General features: G+C 64.1%; 16 protein-coding genes. 5 read left to right on the top strand and 11 right to left on the bottom strand.

The genetic code is table 11. From position 1 onward, the window contains the following. Positions 1-39 precede the first annotated feature (39 nt). Positions 40-1848: a diguanylate cyclase gene (locus TZ53_RS19205; RefSeq protein WP_044662377.1), complete on the top strand. Its 1809-nt coding sequence runs from the start codon at positions 40-42 to the stop codon at positions 1846-1848. Here TZ53_RS19205 and TZ53_RS19210 read toward each other — a convergent pair. Together TZ53_RS19210 and TZ53_RS19215 are read right to left on the bottom strand one after the other, a co-directional pair. Next, a complete protein-coding gene (locus TZ53_RS19210; RefSeq protein WP_025547415.1) occupies positions 1834-2523 on the bottom strand; it encodes an ABC transporter ATP-binding protein in 690 nt (229 codons plus the stop codon). The two genes, TZ53_RS19205 and TZ53_RS19210, sit on opposite strands and share 15 nt — an antisense overlap. Further along, on the bottom strand, positions 2516-3766 hold the full coding sequence (locus TZ53_RS19215) for a lipoprotein-releasing ABC transporter permease subunit (protein ID WP_044662378.1): 1251 nt from the start codon (positions 3764-3766) through the stop codon (positions 2516-2518). The genes TZ53_RS19210 and TZ53_RS19215 overlap by 8 nt, the downstream gene beginning before the upstream one ends. Before the next feature lie 538 nt (positions 3767-4304). Here TZ53_RS19215 and TZ53_RS19220 point away from each other — a divergent pair. Beyond that, entirely contained in the window at positions 4305-4769 is a 465-nt protein-coding gene (locus TZ53_RS19220) for an Hsp20 family protein (RefSeq protein ID WP_007685769.1), read from the top strand. Between the two features lie 54 nt (positions 4770-4823). On the opposite strand, the gene TZ53_RS19225 is transcribed toward TZ53_RS19220, so the two are convergent. From TZ53_RS19225 to ccmC, 8 genes are all read right to left on the bottom strand, one after another. After that, the gene (locus tag TZ53_RS19225; protein WP_044662379.1) at positions 4824-6752 is read right to left on the bottom strand and encodes a potassium transporter Kup; all 1929 of its coding nucleotides are present in this window, start codon (positions 6750-6752) and stop codon (positions 4824-4826) included. A gap of 142 nt (positions 6753-6894) precedes the next feature. Continuing rightward, a complete protein-coding gene (locus TZ53_RS19230) occupies positions 6895-7530 on the bottom strand; it encodes a tetratricopeptide repeat protein (RefSeq protein ID WP_044662380.1) in 636 nt (211 codons plus the stop codon). Continuing rightward, positions 7527-7937, bottom strand: a complete 411-nt coding sequence (locus TZ53_RS19235; RefSeq protein ID WP_025547423.1) for a cytochrome c-type biogenesis protein — start codon at positions 7935-7937, stop codon at positions 7527-7529. Before TZ53_RS19235 ends, TZ53_RS19230 begins: the two co-directional genes overlap by 4 nt. Next, positions 7934-8461, bottom strand: coding sequence for a redoxin family protein (locus tag TZ53_RS19240; protein ID WP_025547425.1), 528 nt, complete (start codon positions 8459-8461; stop codon positions 7934-7936). The genes TZ53_RS19235 and TZ53_RS19240 overlap by 4 nt, the downstream gene beginning before the upstream one ends. Beyond that, positions 8458-10398: a heme lyase CcmF/NrfE family subunit gene (locus TZ53_RS19245; RefSeq protein WP_044662382.1), complete on the bottom strand. Its 1941-nt coding sequence runs from the start codon at positions 10396-10398 to the stop codon at positions 8458-8460. The genes TZ53_RS19240 and TZ53_RS19245 overlap by 4 nt, the downstream gene beginning before the upstream one ends. Before the next feature lie 139 nt (positions 10399-10537). Continuing rightward, the gene (gene ccmE, locus TZ53_RS19250; protein ID WP_044662383.1) at positions 10538-10984 is read right to left on the bottom strand and encodes a cytochrome c maturation protein CcmE; all 447 of its coding nucleotides are present in this window, start codon (positions 10982-10984) and stop codon (positions 10538-10540) included. After that, positions 10981-11121 (bottom strand): hypothetical protein, encoded by a 141-nt coding sequence (locus TZ53_RS27215; protein WP_165363354.1) that lies wholly within the window; start codon positions 11119-11121, stop codon positions 10981-10983. Before TZ53_RS27215 ends, ccmE begins: the two co-directional genes overlap by 4 nt. A gap of 4 nt (positions 11122-11125) precedes the next feature. Next, positions 11126-11848: a heme ABC transporter permease CcmC gene (ccmC, locus tag TZ53_RS19255; RefSeq protein ID WP_044662384.1), complete on the bottom strand. Its 723-nt coding sequence runs from the start codon at positions 11846-11848 to the stop codon at positions 11126-11128. A gap of 200 nt (positions 11849-12048) precedes the next feature. Between ccmC and purF the strand changes: the two genes are divergently transcribed. From purF to TZ53_RS19270, 3 genes are all read left to right on the top strand, one after another. Further along, complete coding sequence (gene purF, locus TZ53_RS19260) at positions 12049-13509, top strand: amidophosphoribosyltransferase (RefSeq protein WP_044662385.1); 1461 nt, start codon at positions 12049-12051, stop codon at positions 13507-13509. Positions 13510-13590: 81 nt separating this feature from the next. Continuing rightward, a complete protein-coding gene (locus tag TZ53_RS19265; RefSeq protein ID WP_044662386.1) occupies positions 13591-14316 on the top strand; it encodes an SDR family NAD(P)-dependent oxidoreductase in 726 nt (241 codons plus the stop codon). Between the two features lie 382 nt (positions 14317-14698). Then, positions 14699-15640 (top strand): IS110 family transposase, encoded by a 942-nt coding sequence (locus tag TZ53_RS19270; protein WP_044663073.1) that lies wholly within the window; start codon positions 14699-14701, stop codon positions 15638-15640. 39 nt (positions 15641-15679) lie between these two features. Here TZ53_RS19270 and TZ53_RS19275 read toward each other — a convergent pair whose 3' ends face one another. Beyond that, on the bottom strand, positions 15680-16945 hold the full coding sequence (locus TZ53_RS19275; RefSeq protein ID WP_044662387.1) for an SAM-dependent methyltransferase: 1266 nt from the start codon (positions 16943-16945) through the stop codon (positions 15680-15682). Positions 16946-16967 lie beyond the last annotated feature (22 nt).

Here is a 16967-nt window from a genome sequence, read left to right on the forward strand (position 1 = left end):
AACACATCTCCAACTATTGAGTTCTAGCCTGAGCGGATCATGCGTCTATCCACCATCACCAACTATGCCTATGGCGCCACCGTGGCCCTTACCCTCGCTTCGGGGGCGGTCATGCTGATGGCCTCCAGCGCGGAAGAAAAGGAGCGGGCCGCCGTCGAGCAGCGGGCCGTGTTCGACCAGATGACCGCCACGCTGGAGGAAGACACCTATCGGCTGACCGAGCAGGCGCGCGCCTATGTGATTACGGGCGATCCGTCGCATATCATCGCCTATCGGCGGGAGAAGGCGGCGCTCCGCTCTGTCGAGCAGCGTATCCTGCATCTGCGCGACCGGGGGGCAAGCATCAGCGAACTGGCGGCGTTGCGGCAGGGGTTGCACTGGGCCGACGCGCTGACCGATGAGCAGGAAGCCGCCATCAACGCCGCCGAAAAGGGAGACCGGGAGACCGCGCGCACCATAGTCTTCGGGGACGAATATGGCCGGGAACTCGATCGCGTCGCCGCCCAGATCGGCAAGTTCCAGTATATGCTGGATCAGCGGGCGGAAAACACCGTCCAGCAGGCGACCGAAGCGGCCCGGCAGTGGCGCATCATGTCGGAAATCATGCTGGGTGCTACCGCCCTGCTGTTCCTGTGCGTGCTCTACTTCATCCTGAAGCAGCGCATATTGCGTCCGGTTGTGAGGCTGAGCGATGTTGTGACGCGCCTTGCCGCGCAGGACTACGCCGCTGTGCCGCCCGACTTTCCCCAGGTGGACGAGATTGGCGACATGGCGCAGGCCATCCGCATTTTCCGGGAAAACGGCCTGGAAAGGCAAAGGCTGGAGCAGGAACGCGATGCGGACCGGATCACGCGCGACCAGCTTTCCCGCATGACGCAACGCCTGCAGGGATGCGACAGCACCAGCGATCTGGTCGAGGTCGTCCGGCGTTTCGCGCCTGAGATCGCGCCGGGTTTTGCCGGGCGGCTCTACATTCACGACACGCGCCGCAACATGATGGTGCAGGCCTGCGACTGGCTGTCGCCCCGGCAGTCGGGCGGCGATTTTACGCCCGCCACCTGTTGGGCGCTGCGGCGGGGGCAGATTCACAAGCCGGCCGGCGATCTGGTCGACATTCCCTGCGAGCATCTGACGGGAAATGCGCAGGTCCGCACCATCTGCATACCGCTGACGGCGCAGGGGGAGAGCATCGGCCTGCTCTATGTCGAGCAGCCCGAGGATCGTACCGCCGACCAGATCGGCCGCACCGAGAAATATCTGGAGATGCTGGCGGAAAATATCGGCCTGGCTCTTGCCAATCTGCGGCTGCGCGATGCGTTGCGGCAGATGGCCATGGCCGATCCGCTGACCGGGCTGGCCAATCGTCGCCGCTTCGATGCGGTGTTCAACGAACAGGTGGCCCATGCCGAAAGCGCCCTGACGCCGCTGGCCTGCCTGATGGTCGACATCGATCATTTCAAGCGGTTCAACGACGCCCATGGCCATGATGCGGGCGATGCCGTGCTGCGCGCCGTGGGCGGCGTGCTGGACGAAGCGTTGCGGGAAAAGGATTGCGCTTTCCGTCTGGGCGGGGAGGAGTTCGTGCTGTTGATGCCCGGCTTCGCGCAGGATCAGGCCATCGACCGCGCCATTCAGGTGCAGCAGAAATTGCAGGAACTGCGAGTCGAGCATCGGGGCGAAGAACTGGGGCCGATCACAGCCTCCTTCGGCCTTGCCGTCTTCCCCGACCATGGCAGGGCGGAAACACTGGTCCGGACGGCGGACGCCGCGCTGCTTCGGGCGAAGAATCAGGGAAGGAACCAGATCGTCATCGCGACGGTCCGGGATGCGGCGTCACATTCCGCCTGAACTTTCCTCCAGCAGTCCTTCATGAAGGCGGACAACCCGGTCCATCTTCTCCGCCAGTCTTTCATTATGCGTCGCCACCAGCGCGGCGGAACCTTCCTCGCGCACCAGCCGCAGGAATTCGGCCAGCACGACGTCGGCGGTCCGCTCGTCCAGATTGCCGGTGGGCTCGTCCGCAAGGACCAGCGCAGGCCGGTTGGCGAGCGCCCGCGCCACGGCCACGCGCTGCTGCTCGCCGCCGGAAAGCTGGCTGGGCCGATGTTCCAGCCGATGGCCAAGCCCCAATGACCCGAGCAGGGATTCGGCGCGAGCGCGGGCCGTTGCCATCTCCTCATCGCGGATCACCTGCGGCAGGATGACATTCTCCACCGCATTGAAGTCGGGAAGCAGATGGTGGAATTGATAGACGAAGCCCAGCGCATCCCTGCGAAGCCGCGTCCGTCCGTCATTGTCGAGCTTCGCCGCTTCCTCGCCCGCGATGCGGATCGATCCGTCGAAGCCGCCCTCCAACAGTCCTACCGCCTGGAGCAGCGTCGATTTCCCCGATCCCGACGGACCGAGCAACGCCACGATTTCTCCCGGCGCCACCGACAACTCGACACCGCGCAACACCTCTATGGTGACGCCGCCCTGGGTGAAGCTGCGCTTGAGGCCTGCGACCTTCAATATCTCATTCATAACGCAGCACCTGCACAGGATCGGTATTGGCGGCCTTGAACGCGGGATAGAGCGTCGCCAGGAAGCTGAAGATCAACGCCATCAGGCAGATGATGGCGATCTCCACCGGATCGGGCTTGGCCGGTAATTCGGTGAGGAAGCGGATCGACGGGTCCCAGAGATTCTGCCCCGTCATGAACTGGATCGCGTTCACCACGCTCTGACGGAAGAACAGGAAGGTGAAGCCCAGCACCATGCCCGCCGCCATGCCCAGCGCGCCGATCGTCACGCCCACGGTCATGAATATCTTCACCAGCCCGGCCCGGCTCGCACCCATGGTCCGCAGGATGGCGATGTCGCGCGTCTTCGCGCGCACCAGCATGATGAGCGAGGAGAGGATGTTGAAAACCGCCACCAGCACGATGATCGACAGCACGACGAACATGGCGACGCGCTCGACCGCCAGCGCCTCGAACAGCGAGGCATTCATCTGCCGCCAGTCGGTGACGATCGCGCGGCCCGCGACCTTGCCGGCCAAGGGTTCCAATATGGCGGCCACCTGGTCGGCGTTGACGGTCTCCACCTCGATCATGCTGACGACATCGCCCAACAGCAGCAATGTCTGGGCGTCCTCCACCGGCATGACGACGAAGGCCTTGTCATAATCGTAGATGCCGACCTCGAAAATGGCGGCCACTTGATAGGATACCTGCCGCGGCACCGTGCCGAAGGGCGTCGAACGGCCCGCGGGATTGATGATGGTAAGGCTGTCGCCCAACTGGATTCCCAGATTTTCCGCCAGCCGCGACCCTATCGCCACCTTGCCGCCATTGGGGGTCAGCGCGCTCAGGCTGCCGGCCACGACCTTCGCCTTCAGCGTTGCATTGTTGCGGATGTCGTTCACCGTCATGCCGCGCACCAGCACCGCTTCCACCCGCCCCTGAAAGCTGCCCAGCAGGGGCTGCTCGATCAATGGCGTGGCGCTGGTCACGCCGGGCGTCGCCTTCGCCTCCCTCAACACCGCCTTCCAGTCCGGCAGGCGTCCGCCATAGCCCTGGACGACGGCATGACCGTTAAGGCCCACGATCTTGTCGAACAGTTCGGCGCGAAAGCCGTTCATCACGCTCATCACGATGATCAGCGCCGCCACCCCCAGCATCACGGCGGCCAGGCTGATGCCGGCAACCAGGAATATGAACCCCTCCCCCTTGCCGGGCAGCAGGTAACGCTTGGCAATCATGCGTTCGTATCGGGATAGAATCATGACGGCGCGAATGGCCTCTCGATTGGACAGGCAGCCCGTCTAGCATGCTATCGAACGACGGCAAGCATTGCCGGATTGTTGCACCGGAGCCACAGCCTCGCGGGGAAAATCACAAGGCTGGGAAATAGCCCGTGACAGCGGCCTGCTCTATACATAGCACAGGCGACGAAGCACAGGTAAATGGCCGTGGTTCAGGGATACTGCATCCCGCTTCGAGCTTAGGGGGCTGAGAAGCGGTCGAGGCAGGCCAAGGGGGAGACGAGCAATCGTCCATTAGTACCCGGGTCGTGGAAACACGGCCCGGGTACTTTTCTTTTCGGGCTTGAACGACCAGCCATTGGGCCGCCTCCGGGCATGTGAACAAGGCTGCGCATGGCGCCCGCCACGCATCCAAAATCCCGTCGCCAGACCACTTGAAACGCTTTTCCATCGAACCATATCAAAGCCGTCCAGCCGCCATATGGGGTTGGGCATGGTACCGCCGGATGCCTTGTTCTGGGTCCGGCATGTTCATTTTGCTCTTTGGGAGATTATGACAATGCGTGGTTTTGACCTTACCCCCTATCGCCGCTCGACCGTGGGCTTCGATCGTCTCTTCGACCTGATCGAGAACAACGCCCGGTTGCAGCAAGGCGACAATTATCCCCCGTTCAACATCGAACGGATTTCCGAAGATCGCTATCGCGTCACGCTGGCCGTCGCGGGCTTCCGGACGGACGAGATCGACATCACTGCCCAGCAGAACCTGCTCCAGGTCACCGGGCGCAAGGAAGAATCGCAGGGCGGCGACCGCTCTCGCTTCCTGCATGTCGGCATCGCCAACCGCAGCTTCGAACGCCGCTTCGAACTCGCCGATTTCGTGCGGGTCGAAAAGGCCGACCTGGCCGATGGTCTGCTGACGATCGAACTGGTGCGTGAGGTTCCGGAGGCGATGAAGCCGAAGAAGATCGCGATCAACGGCGGTCAGCTCGTCGAGATCAATGCCGATCGCGACGCGGCCTGATCCGCTTGGATGGAAGATGGGGCGCGGCGGTCCTGCCGCGCCCTTTTATATGGATCAGATCTCGACCTGGCTGCCCAGTTCGACCACGCGATTGGTCGGCAGCCGGAAGAATTCCATTGCACTTTCCGCATTGCGCAGCATCCAGGCGAAAATCTTCTCGCGCCACAGCGGCATCCCCGGCTTGGCCGACGGCAGCAGCGTCTGCCGGGCAAGGAAGAAGCTGGTGTCCATCATCCTGAACGCCTGACCGCAGCCAGTCACATTCTTGAGCGCGGCGGGGACGTCCGGTTCCTGCATGAAGCCATATTGCAGCACCAGCCGGAAGAATCCGCGGCCCAGATCCTCCAGCTTGAAGCGCCCGTCATCTTCTACAACCGGCACATCCTTGATCTTGACGGTCAAGAGGATGACGCGCTCATGCAACACCTTGTTGTGCTTGAGATTATGCAGCAGCGCATGGGGAACGCCATCGGGCGTGGAGGTCATGAAAACCGCCGTACCGGGCACCCGAACCGCGCTGTTCGCGGCGGACGCGACGAAGACGGGAATCGGCATGGCCGCTTCGCGCAGCCGGTCCTGAACCAGACGGCGCCCGCGCGACCAGGTGGTGAGCAGGGTGAAGATCACGAAGCCGATCAGCAGCGGGAACCAGCCGCCATCGGGCACCTTGGTGAAATTGGCGGCCAGATAGGCGCCGTCCACCAGGAACAGCACCGACAGCAGCGGCGCCGAATAATACCAGCGCCATTTCCATAGCCGGTAGAGCAGCACCGTCAGCAACACATTGTCGATGAACATCGCGCCCGTGACGGCGATGCCATAGGCGGCCGTGAGGTTCGACGAGGTCTGGAACACCAGCACCAACAGGATCACCATGACCATCAGCCCCCAGTTGATGAGGGGGATGTAGATCTGGCCGGCCGTCGACGCGCTGGTATGCGCAATCCGCAGGCGCGGCATGAAGCCGAGCTGGATTGCCTGCTGCGTGACGGAAAAAGCGCCGGAGATCACCGCCTGGCTGGCGATGATCGCGGCCAGCGTGGCCAGCCCGACCAGCGGCAATTGCGCCCATTGCGGCGCCAGATAATAAAAGGGGCTGTGAAGGGCGGCCGCGCCCTCCCGGAACAGCAGCGCGCCCTGCCCCATATAGTTCATCATCAAGGCGGGCAGGACGAAGGTCAGCCAGGACACGCGGATCGGACTGCGTCCGAAATGCCCCATATCGGCGTAGAGCGCTTCCGCGCCGGTCACGGCCAGCACGACCGCGCCCAGGGCGAGGAATGCCGGCAGCGGATCGGTGACGAAGAACATGACCGCCCAATAGGGATTGAAGGCGTGGAGGATGCCCGGCGTCTTGACGATGCTGATGATGCCCAGAACCGCGATGGTCAGGAAATAGAACAGCATGATCGGGCCGAACAGCGATGCGACCCGGTTGGTCCCCAGTCCCTGTATCCAGAACAGGCCGAGCAGGATGACGATCGCGGCCGGCAGGATCAGCGGCGCAAGGCTGCTGTTGTAGACCGCCAGTCCCTCGACCGCCGACAGCACCGACACGGCGGGCGTGATCATCGAGTCGCCGTAGAAAAGGGACGTCGCGAACACGCCGAGCAGGACGATGCCGCGCGACCATCGCTGCGTCCTGGTCTGGCCGTTGATCAGGGCGAGCAGGGCGAGACTGCCTCCCTCCCCCTTGTTGTCCGCACGCATGATGACGGTGACATATTTCAGCGTCACGACCAGCATCATCGACCAGAACATCAGGCTGATGACGCCCAATATATGATCCGGATCGAGGTCCAGATGATGATGTCCGGCGAATGTTTCGCGGAAGGCATAAAGCGGGCTGGTGCCGATGTCCCCGAAGACGATGCCGATCGCACCGACGACCAGCTTCAGCGTGGCCTTCTGTCCGGCATGACCGTGATCATGGGCGCTCTCGTCATCGACGCGCACGGCGCCGTTGGTGATCTCGTCAGCCATGAAGAAAATGCCGAATTGTCATGATCTTTGGACACCCGAACGGGGAAGCGGCCCGTCTTGTCATTCCATAAGCCCCCGCAAACCGCCGCGCCCTATCACGGCTCCCGGGTGGTGGCAATGATGCCGCTGCGGCTTCGACCGTCTATCGGCCTTCGGACCCGAGCATGGCATCGATACGCGCGATATTGCCTTCGAGTTCCTTCTTGACCTCGCTGCCTTCGGGGGCGCTGGCGGCCAGCGGGCCCCAAAGGGCGCGTGCTTCCTTGAGTTGCCCCGCCCGGGCGAGGGCCAGTCCGTAGAAATAGCGGGGCGCCGGACCTTCGGGATCGATCGCCATCGACCGGCGATAGGCGAAATCGGCGGCGGGAGACAGCACTCCGCCTGCATGCGCGACCAGCGCATTGCCGAAGCCCAGCCACAAATTGGGATCGTCCGGAGTCTCGCGAAGTCCGGACAAAAGGACGTTCGCCGCTTCCTTCGTCTTCCCCTGTCGGCCAAGGCCGTCCGAAAGCATCAGCCATTGGCCCGCCTTGCCATAGCGCTCGGCAAGGCCCCGGCGTTGCTCGGCCAGCTTCTCGTCGAACGCGGCGCCGCCCCTGTCGGCCGCCTGCCGGGGCGAGCCAGCCAGTCCGGGACGGCCCTGCCACGCATAGCCGGCCAAACCCAGCAACAGCGCAGCGGCCGTGATTTCCCAGGCCGACCTCGGCACCCGCCCGACAAGGACGAGCGCCACGCTCACCAGGACCAGCTGGGCGCCGGCAATGATCCAGCCGGTCATGCCCGCCTCCCCCGCTTGATCCGACCGCGCAGCAGCAGCAGCCCCAATCCCAGCAGGATCAGGGGCGCGGCCCAGAGCGGCCAGAGGATCGGATCGGCTGTCGGCTCATAGCTGACCCAGTCGCCATAGCGCTCGATCAGCCAGGCGCGGATATGCTCGGGCTCTTCCCCCGCCATGATGCGTTCGCGAATCTGGGAGCGCATGTCGCCGGCCATGCTGGCATTGCTGTCGGCAATCGACTGACTCTGGCAGGTGAGGCAGCGGATCGTCTCCATCAGCGTCCGCGCCTTCTTCTCCAGGGCCGGGTCTTCGATCTGGCGGTCGGCATAGGGCGCCGGCGGCAGCGCGGACTGCGCGAAGACCGGCACGCTCAGCATCAGCGCCAGCAGGGCGACCAGCATCCTCATTGCGCATTCCTCAGCCGGTCCAGGATCATCGGCACATCATCCTGACGGATGTCGCCGACATGCTGATAGGCGATGCGGCCCCTTCCATCGATGATGAAGCTTTCGGGCACGCCCGACGAACCCATGGCGATCTGCACCTCGCTCCGCGCATCCAGGCCGATGCGGGAATAGGGATTGCCATAGCGCTTGAGGAAGGCGTCGACATCGGGCCGGGCATCGCGGATGGCGATGGCGTCGATCTCCACGCCCGCCTGCCTGAGCGCCAGCAACTGCGGCGCCTCGGCCGCGCAGGGCACGCACCAGCTCGCGAAGATATTGAGCAGGCGCGGCTTGCCGGTCGCGAGTTCCGAACTTGCCAGCGGCGGCCGGTCGCTCGCGGCGGCAGGCAGGACAAAGGCAGGCAGCGCCTTGCCCACCAGTTTCGAATTGATGATCCGGTCGTCCGGACGCAGCAGCCCGCTGGCAAACAGCCCGAAAAAACCAAGGAACAGCGCCAGCGGCAGCCAGATCAGCAGCTTCCTCATGCGCCGGCCTCCACGGCCCTGCGCGCCCGCCATTTGAGCAGCCATCCGCGCCGTTCCCGCCCGACCAGCGCCAGTGCGCCGCCCACAGCGATCAGGAAACCGCCCAGCCAGATCAGCGTCACGAAAGGCTTCCACCAGATGCGGAGCTGCCAGCGGCCTTCATCCGCCTCCTGCCCCAGCACGACATAGAGCTGGCCATTCCAGCGGGTCAGCAGAGCGGCCTCCGTCGTCGTCGTGGGCGGCGAGGCGAAGAAGCGGGACTGCGGGTGGATCAGGACCGGCTCCCCACCGCCCCGGCTGGCTTCCATATCCGCCTGGAGCGCGGTCCAGTTATCGCCCGCTATCGGCAGAATCTGCTTGAACCGGATCGTCCAGCCCGCCGTCTCCACAGTATCGCCGGGGCGGGCGGCCACCAGCTTTTCCACCGTGAAGGCCGAATCGTAGGCCATGCCCGCCAGGCTGACCGCGCAGCCCAGATGCGCGATCACCATGCCCCAGGTGAAAAGCGGCGTGCGACGCAGATTGCGCTTCCAGAGCGGCGCGACACTCCCCACAGCGACGGCCAGGGCGATCACCAGGCCGAGGAAAGGCAATATGCCGATCCGTCCCCAGGCGAATGCCGATAAGGCGAGGAAAACCAATCCCGCCATTATCAGCGGGACGGCTATGCGCCGGCTCACCTCCCGCATCCGGTCGCGCCGCCAGCGGGTCAGCGGCCCAAGGACCATGACGATCATCAAGGCAAGTGCGACAGGCCCGGCGATGCGGTCGAAATAGGGCGCGCCGACCGACACCTTATGGCCGAAGGCCTCGGTCAGCAGCGGATAAAGCGTGCCGATCAGCACCAGCCCCAATATGACCGACAGCAGCAGATTGTTGACGACCAGCATGGTTTCCCGGCTGACCAGCTCGAACGGCGCGCCCTCGCGGACCGCGCCCACGCGCCAGCCGAACAGCGCCAGCGCCCCGCCGATATAGATGCCGAGCAACGCCAGGATGAAGGTTCCGCGCTCCGGATCGACGGCAAAGGCATGGACGCTGGTCAGGATGCCCGACCGGACGAGGAAAGTGCCGACCATCGACATGGAGAAGGCGACGACCGCCAGCATCACCGTCCAGGCGCGCAGGGCGTCGCGGGTGGCCAGCACGGTCACGCTATGCAGCAGCGCCGTCGCCGCCAGCCACGGCATGAGCGAGGCGTTCTCCACCGGGTCCCAGAACCACCAGCCGCCCCAGCCCAGCTCATAATAGGCCCAATAGCTGCCCGCCGTGATGCCGAGCGTCAGCAATATCCACGCCCCCAATACCCAGGGCCGCATGGCGCGCGCAAAGGCTGCGTCGACCTGCCGGGTCAAAAGCGCCCCCACGGCAAAGGAAAAGGCGACGGACAGGCCGACATAGCCGAGATAGAGGGTCGGCGGATGGAAGGCGAGCCCAGGGTCCTGCAGCAGCGGATTGAGACCCTGCCCGTCCGGGGCCGGCGGGTCGATCCGCGCGAAGGGATTGGAGGCGAAAAGCAGGAAAGCGTAAAAACCAAGGCTGATCGCCGCCTGTCCGCCCAGCGTCGCCATATGGGTTTCACGCCGCAAGGCCCGCTCGAATAAGGCGACGGCCGATCCGGCGACGCCCATCACCGTCACCCAAAGCAGCATCGACCCTTCATGATTGCCCCAGGTTCCAGCGAATTTGTAGAGCCACGGCTTCATCGAATGGCTGTTGGTGGCGACGAGCAGGACCGACATGTCGGATCGCAGGAACAGCATGATCAGCAAGGCGAAGGCCGTCGCGGTCAGCACCCCCTGCGCGACCGCCACCGGACGGACGGCGCCCAGCAGCTCGCTCTTGCCGCCCGCCAGGCCGACAGCGGCCAGCGCCAATTGGAGCAGCGCCAAGGACGCGGCGAGCCATAATGCGGCAAGGCCGGCCTCAGCGATCATGCTGCCGCTTTCCTCCCGAATGCTTCATGGCCATGAACCAGATGCCGGGCCTGCTCCGCCCCTTCGAGTTGCGGAGCGCGGGGCCTGATGGATACTGAACCAACCCCAGCATGACCTTGCCAATGAAGCTGGCTCTCGCTCACCTTTCGGCCTTCATCTTGTGGGTTTTTTCATCATAGCTCATGCCTTCCAGTTCACGCGGCATGTAGCGTTCGTCGTGCTTGGCCAACAGGTTGGTGGCCTGGAATGTGCCGCCCGCATCGAAAGCACCTTCTGCCACCACACCTGAACCTTCGCGGAAAAGGTCGGGCGTGATGCCCTTGAAGCTCGCCGGAACGGTCGCCTTGCCGTCGGTGACGTCGAAATGGATGGTGACGCCGTCGCTGGCGCGCTTCAGGCTGCCCTTGACCACCATGCCGCCCAGCCGGATCGCCTTGCCCGGCTCGACGCCCTTGGTCTTAACGTCATTGGGCGCGTAGAAATAAGCCGCCTCGTCCTTCAGCGCGGAAGCGGCCAGCAATCCCGCGCCGATCAGCGCGAGCAGGGCCACCACGGCCAGGATCAGCCTTTGATGCTTTGCCTTCATGCCCTGTCCGCCGATACCCTGTCCGCCGACGCCCTGCGTTCAGCGTTGCGCATCGCGCGCCAACTGAACAGGCTGATGAGGCCGGTGCCCGACAAGGTCAGCGCATAGGCGCCGATGACGAAAGCCCACTGGTTCATATCCTCACCCCCGCGCCAGCCTTTGCATGCGCGCTTCGATCTTGTTCTGCGCCAATATGGCGCGCATGCGCATCAGCACGATCGCGGCGAAAAGCAAGGTAAATCCGGCGAGGGTGAAGCCGAGCGGCCAAAGCAGCGCGGTATCGATGCTGGACCCGCGCAGCGTGATGCTGGGCCCCTGATGCAGGCTGTTCCACCAGACGACGGAGCGGTTGATGATCGGGATGTTGATCGCGCCCACCAGCCCGAAAATGGCTGTCACCGGGCTCACCCCGCCGCTGCCCTGCCGCGCGCTGGCATTGGCGAGCGCGATGTAGCCGAGATAGAGGAAGAACAGCACCAGCATGGAGGTCATGCGTCCGTCCCATTCCCACCATGTACCCCAGGTCGGCCGGCCCCAGATCGATCCGGTGACAAGGCAGATCGCCGTGAAGAAAGCGCCCGGCATGGCGATGGCCCGGCCCGCGACGGCCGCGAGCGGATGGCGCCAGACGAGCTGCATGAGGGCAGCGACGGCGATCCCGGTCCATCCGCCCATGCCCAGCCACGCGGCCGGCACATGGATGTATAGGATGCGCACCGTATCCCCCTGAAGATAGTCCGCCGGGGTCACGAACAGGCCGCAGCCGGCGCCGGCCAGCAGCAGGATCAGCCCCGGCCAGAACAGCCAGGCGGTCAACGGCCGGGCAATTTTGAGGAAGCGTGCAGGATTGGCGAAACGATGCATGAGAAGAGGCTATTAGCCTCCCCAATGGCTCAAGGCCAGTAGGCCTTTTTCCCAATTTCATCGCTGGAAAATAGCGGCCGGTAGGTATTGCATCCCTTTTTTGTGACAGGCAGGCGACAAATCGTCCTCAACGCACTATATGCGCGCGAAAGCCGTCCCGATGAGGGCGCACAGGATCGGCAGTGGACCATCAAAAACCCATGTTTACGACCAACCCGTTCGACGACGACAAATTGCGTGAGGAATGCGGCATTTTCGGCGTCTTCAACGCTGAAACCGCCTCCGCCATGGTGGCACTTGGCCTTCACGCGCTCCAGCATCGCGGCCAGGAAGCCGCGGGCATCACCAGTTGGGACGGCCATGATTTCCACACCCATCGGGCGATGGGGCATGTGGCCGGGAATTTCGACCGCGACGAAGTGATTCGGGGCCTTCCCGGCACCGCCGCCTGCGGCCATGTCCGCTATTCCACCACCGGCGAGACATCGCTCCGCAATGTCCAGCCGCTTTATGCGGAACTGAGTTCGGGCGGTTTCGCCGTCGCGCATAACGGCAACATCTCCAACGCCATGAAGCTGCGGCGGGAACTGATCCGCCGCGGTTCCATCTTCCAGTCGACGTCGGACACGGAAGTCATCATCCATCTGGTCGCCACGTCCACCTATCGCACGCTGCTCGACAAGTTCATCGATGCGCTGAAGCAGGTCGAGGGCGCGTATTCGCTGATCGTCATGACGCCCGAAGGCATGGTCGCCTGCCGCGACCCGCTGGGCATCCGGCCGCTGGTCATGGGCAAGCTGGGCGATTCGATCATCTTCGCTTCGGAAACCGTCGCCTTCGACGTGGTGGGCGCGGAGCATGTCCGCTCCATCGAACCGGGCGAACTGGTCATCGTCACCCATGACGGCGAGGTGCGCAGCCACCGTCCCTTCGGCGACACCCATGCCCGGCCCTGCATCTTCGAACATGTCTATTTCAGCCGTCCCGATTCGGTCGTGGACGGCTCCAGCGTCTATTCGGTCCGCAAGGCGATCGGCGCGCAACTGGCCATCGAAAATCCGGTCGAGGCGGACTTCGTCATCCCCGTGCCCGACAGCGGCGTTCCGGCAGCAATCGGCTATGCCCAGCAATCGGGCATTCCCTTCGAGCTGGGCATCATCCGCTCGCACTATATCGGGCGCACCTTCATCCAGCCGGGCGACAAGGTCCGCCATCTGGGCGTGAAGCTGAAGCATAACGCCAATCGCGCCCTGATCGAGGGCAAGCGGATCGTCCTGATCGACGATTCGATCGTGCGCGGCACCACTTCGCTCAAGATCGTGCAGATGATGCGCGAGGCAGGCGCCAAGGAAGTGCACATGCGCATCGCCAGTCCGCCGACCAAGCATAGCTGCTTCTATGGCGTCGACACGCCAGAACGGACCAAGCTGCTGGCGCACCGTCTGGACATTGGCGGGATGCAGGACTTCATTCATGCCGACAGCCTGTCCTTCATCTCGATCGACGGCCTGTACAAGGCCTTGGGCGAGGCGAAGCGCGCCGACATACGGCCGCAATATTGCGACGCCTGCTTCACCGGCGACTATCCCACCACTCTGACCGACCAGGACGAAGCCGTGGTTCAGAACCAGCTCGAACTGCTGGCCGAACGAGTGGTCTGAACGCCTTTCCTACCGCTGGACGGACAGCCCGACGCTATGCGGCCTCGGGCTTGTTCCTTCCTGACCCCATGAGGGATATTCATGTCGATCCAACCCCTTTCCAGCCAACCCCTTTCCGGTAAGCTCGCCCTCGTCACCGGAGCGAGCCGCGGCATCGGCGCCGCCACGGCGGAAGCGCTCGCCGCCGCCGGCGCCCATGTCATCCTGACCGCCCGCACCACGGGCGGGCTGGAAGAGGTGGAGGATCGCATTCACGAGGGCGGCGGCAATGCGACCATCGCGCCGCTGGACCTCATCGACGGCGAAAGCATCGGACGATTGGCGCATGCCATTTCGGGTCGCTGGCAGGCGCTGGACATATTGGTCCTGAACGCGGCGACGCTGGGCAGCCTGGCTTCGGTTCCAGCCATCGACGCCAAGGAATTCGCCCGGTTGCTGACGCTCAACGTCGCCGCGCCCCAGGCGCTGATCGCGGCGTTCGACGGCATGCTGCGGGCGAGCGGCGATGCGCGCGTGGTGGCGATCACCTCTTCGGTCAGCGCGACGCCGCGCGCTTATTGGGGCGCCTATGGCGCTTCGAAGGCGGCGCTCGAAACCCTGGTCGGCGCCTATGGCGAGGAAGTGAAGAACATCTCCGCCATCCGAACCCATATCGTCGATCCGGGCGCCACCCGTACAGCGATGCGGGCGCGGGCCTTTCCGGGTGAAGACCCGGCGACGCTCAAGGAACCGGCTGCCGTGGGCCAGGCGATTCTCGATCTGGTGATTGCGGACACGCCCGACGGATACCGGACGCGTATCGATTAGAGGCTGAGCCTTGGGGATGACTGGACTGGCCGGTTGCGGGCATGGCACTTCCCCTATCCACCCGCCAAGGCCGCTAGAGCAGATTCCGATCCGATTGCATCGGCTCGACTGCTCTAAATTTTTGTTTTGTCGCGTTTTCCGAGTCAGCAGATGATTCCATCTGCTTGGAAAACGCTTGTCTTATGACATTGCGGTCCGTTTGGGTCATGCTGGATTGCCCGGGCCGGGGTGGCCACCCCGGCCCGGGCGGAAGGGGACGGATCGTGAAAGCGCCGGTCGTTGTGGGACCGGGTTAGAGTAGGATCGCCCCTTTCTTTTCCATCAGACCCGAACGGATACCGGGGTTTTGGACCCGGATGACAAGCATGGGACAGCGGAAAAGATGAGCGACAATCTACCACAGACGATCGGCATCGACATCTCCAAAGCGAGCCTCGACTGCCATGTCCACCCTGCCGGCGCCGAGCGCCAGTTCGCCAACACCGCCAAGGGCCACAAGTCGCTGATCGCCTGGCTGCGACAATGGCCGGTCGAGCGGATCGCCTATGAGGCAACCGCAACCTACCATCGGGCGCTGGAGGCGGCTCTGACCGACTGGCCCTGCGTGAAGCTCAACCCGGAGCGCGCCCGGCGCTTCGCCCAGGCGACTGGCACTCTGGCCAAGACCGATCGCATCGATGCCATGTTGCTGGCCCGTATGGCGGCCACCTTGCAGCCGCCGGTCAGACCCGCTCGAAGCGCACAGCAGGCGCAGATGGCGGAGCTCATCAATGCCCGAGACGGTCTCGTGCGCGATCGCACCGCGCTCAAGAATCGCGAGAAGAACCTCACCATCGCCTTCCTCAAGCGCCAGTGCCGGCAGCGGCTAGAGCAGATCGATCGGCATATCGAGGCGCTCGATACCGAGATCGCCAACCTGATCGCCGCCGATGCCGCGCTCGCCCGCCGGCATGAGATCCTCACCAGCATCGCCGGCGTCGGAACGCTGACCGCCAACCAGCTCATCGCCACCATGCCCGAACTCGGCAGCCTCGAGAACAAGCAGGCCGCATCCCTCGCCGGTCTCGCCCCCGTCGCTCGACAGTCCGGACAATGGAAAGGCAAGAGCTTCATCCGTGGCGGACGCGCCAACGTGCGGCAGGCTCTCTATATGCCGGCCCTCGTCGCCGCCCGGTACAATCCCGATCTCAAGGCAAAATATCAGCAGCTCGTTACTGCCGGGAAGCCCGCCAAGATCGCCATCACCGCCGTCATGCGAAAGCTCGTCGTCACCGCGAATGCCCTGCTCAAAGCCGATCGATGCTGGACGCAATCTCCGGCTTGATCATCACGGATACTCTAGCCGAACCGAATTCCTCCCGCCCTAAGCCGGCTTCACCAGCGTGACCTGCGCGACATCGATGGTGCCGCCGCGAAAGCCGCCTTCGCAATACATCAGATAATAGCGCCATAGATCGACGAAATGCTGGTCGAAACCGGCCGGCAACCATCCCCTGTCGACCGCCCGGTCGAAGCGTTCGCGCCACCGCCGCAGCGTTTCGGCATAGTGCAGACCGAAGCGGCGTACATCACGCCACTCCAAACCGTTTGCTTCGGCCAAGGCCCGGAAACGGCTTTCCGAAATCAGCATGCCACCGGGGAAGATATAGGTCTGGATGAAATCCGCGCCCCGGGCGTAGCCTTCGAAGATCGCATCATCGATCAATATATATTGTATGGCTGCCCGCCCACCGGGCCTGAGCAGACGCTCGATCGCCCCGACATAGGCCGGCCAGTAACGTTGCCCGACTGCCTCCACCATTTCCACGCTGGCAATGGCGTCATATTGCCCCTGCGCGTCGCGATAGTCGCGCAATATGATGTTCGCTCCCGACCCCAGGCGGTCACGTGCGAAATGCGCCTGTTCCACAGACAGGGTCAGCCCGTCATAACGGATCGGGCAACGCGCCATCGCCTGTTCGGCCAAGCCGCCCCAGCCGCAGCCGATTTCCAGCAGCGAATCGCCATCGCCGATGTCGAGCCGGTCGAGAATGGCGTCGACCTTCCGCTGCTGCGCCCGCTCCAGGCTTTCGATCCGGTCGTCCGGGTCGCGGAACAGGCCGCTGGAATAATGCATGCCCTTGTCGAGCCATGGCTGGTAGAAATCATTCCCCAGATCATAATGATAGGCGATGTTGCGCCGCGAACCCTTGCGGCTGTTGCGGCGCGCCCAATGGAACGCGCGCCCGATCCAGCGTGCCGGCCCATGCGGCCGGGCGACATTGCCCAGGTTGGCGGCATTGGCCATGAACAGGGCGAAGAGCGGAACCGGATCGGGACTGGTCCACTCTCCACGCGCCCAGGCCCTGTACCAGCCGGCCGATCCCCCGGCGATCAGGCGAATCAGCGCCCGCCAGCGCAGCAGATGAACCTCGCATTCCGGTCCCGCTGCGCGGCCGCCGAGCAGGCGCCGGCTGCCGTCCGGCAGAATGGCGAGCAAAGAACCCTGTTCGAGCCCAAGGTCGATGCGGTCGAGCAATTTGTGGAACTGCCGGGCGGCGAGACGATCCGGCCAGCCATGGCTCCGGCGCTCCAGCGGTCGCCTGACCGGCACTGCGGCCCGGCCACGACGGGGTTCAATGGCGTTCATGCTTCCACTCTGCCCGATGGTT

Source organism: Sphingobium sp. YBL2 (assembly GCF_000943805.1).
Taxonomy (GTDB): Bacteria; Pseudomonadota; Alphaproteobacteria; order Sphingomonadales; family Sphingomonadaceae; genus Sphingobium; species Sphingobium fuliginis.

Bases quoted from the DNA above. Each gene is read 5' to 3' on its own strand.
- TZ53_RS19245 (WP_044662382.1), bottom strand. From the start codon at position 10,398: ATGATCGCTGAGGCCGGCCTTGCCGCATTATGGCTCGCCGCGTCCTTG.
- TZ53_RS19220 (WP_007685769.1), top strand. From the start codon at position 4,305: ATGCGTGGTTTTGACCTTACCCCCTATCGCCGCTCGACCGTGGGCTTC.
- TZ53_RS19205 (WP_044662377.1), top strand. From the start codon at position 40: ATGCGTCTATCCACCATCACCAACTATGCCTATGGCGCCACCGTGGCC.
- purF (WP_044662385.1), top strand. From the start codon at position 12,049: ATGTTTACGACCAACCCGTTCGACGACGACAAATTGCGTGAGGAATGC.
- TZ53_RS19275 (WP_044662387.1), bottom strand. From the start codon at position 16,945: ATGAACGCCATTGAACCCCGTCGTGGCCGGGCCGCAGTGCCGGTCAGG.
- ccmE (WP_044662383.1), bottom strand. From the start codon at position 10,984: ATGAAGGCAAAGCATCAAAGGCTGATCCTGGCCGTGGTGGCCCTGCTC.
- TZ53_RS19270 (WP_044663073.1), top strand. From the start codon at position 14,699: ATGAGCGACAATCTACCACAGACGATCGGCATCGACATCTCCAAAGCG.
- TZ53_RS19240 (WP_025547425.1), bottom strand. From the start codon at position 8,461: ATGAGGAAGCTGCTGATCTGGCTGCCGCTGGCGCTGTTCCTTGGTTTT.
- TZ53_RS19215 (WP_044662378.1), bottom strand. From the start codon at position 3,766: ATGATTCTATCCCGATACGAACGCATGATTGCCAAGCGTTACCTGCTG.
- TZ53_RS19230 (WP_044662380.1), bottom strand. From the start codon at position 7,530: ATGACCGGCTGGATCATTGCCGGCGCCCAGCTGGTCCTGGTGAGCGTG.
- TZ53_RS19225 (WP_044662379.1), bottom strand. From the start codon at position 6,752: ATGGCTGACGAGATCACCAACGGCGCCGTGCGCGTCGATGACGAGAGC.
- TZ53_RS19210 (WP_025547415.1), bottom strand. From the start codon at position 2,523: ATGAATGAGATATTGAAGGTCGCAGGCCTCAAGCGCAGCTTCACCCAG.
- ccmC (WP_044662384.1), bottom strand. From the start codon at position 11,848: ATGCATCGTTTCGCCAATCCTGCACGCTTCCTCAAAATTGCCCGGCCG.
- TZ53_RS19265 (WP_044662386.1), top strand. From the start codon at position 13,591: ATGTCGATCCAACCCCTTTCCAGCCAACCCCTTTCCGGTAAGCTCGCC.
- TZ53_RS27215 (WP_165363354.1), bottom strand. From the start codon at position 11,121: ATGAACCAGTGGGCTTTCGTCATCGGCGCCTATGCGCTGACCTTGTCG.
- TZ53_RS19235 (WP_025547423.1), bottom strand. From the start codon at position 7,937: ATGAGGATGCTGGTCGCCCTGCTGGCGCTGATGCTGAGCGTGCCGGTC.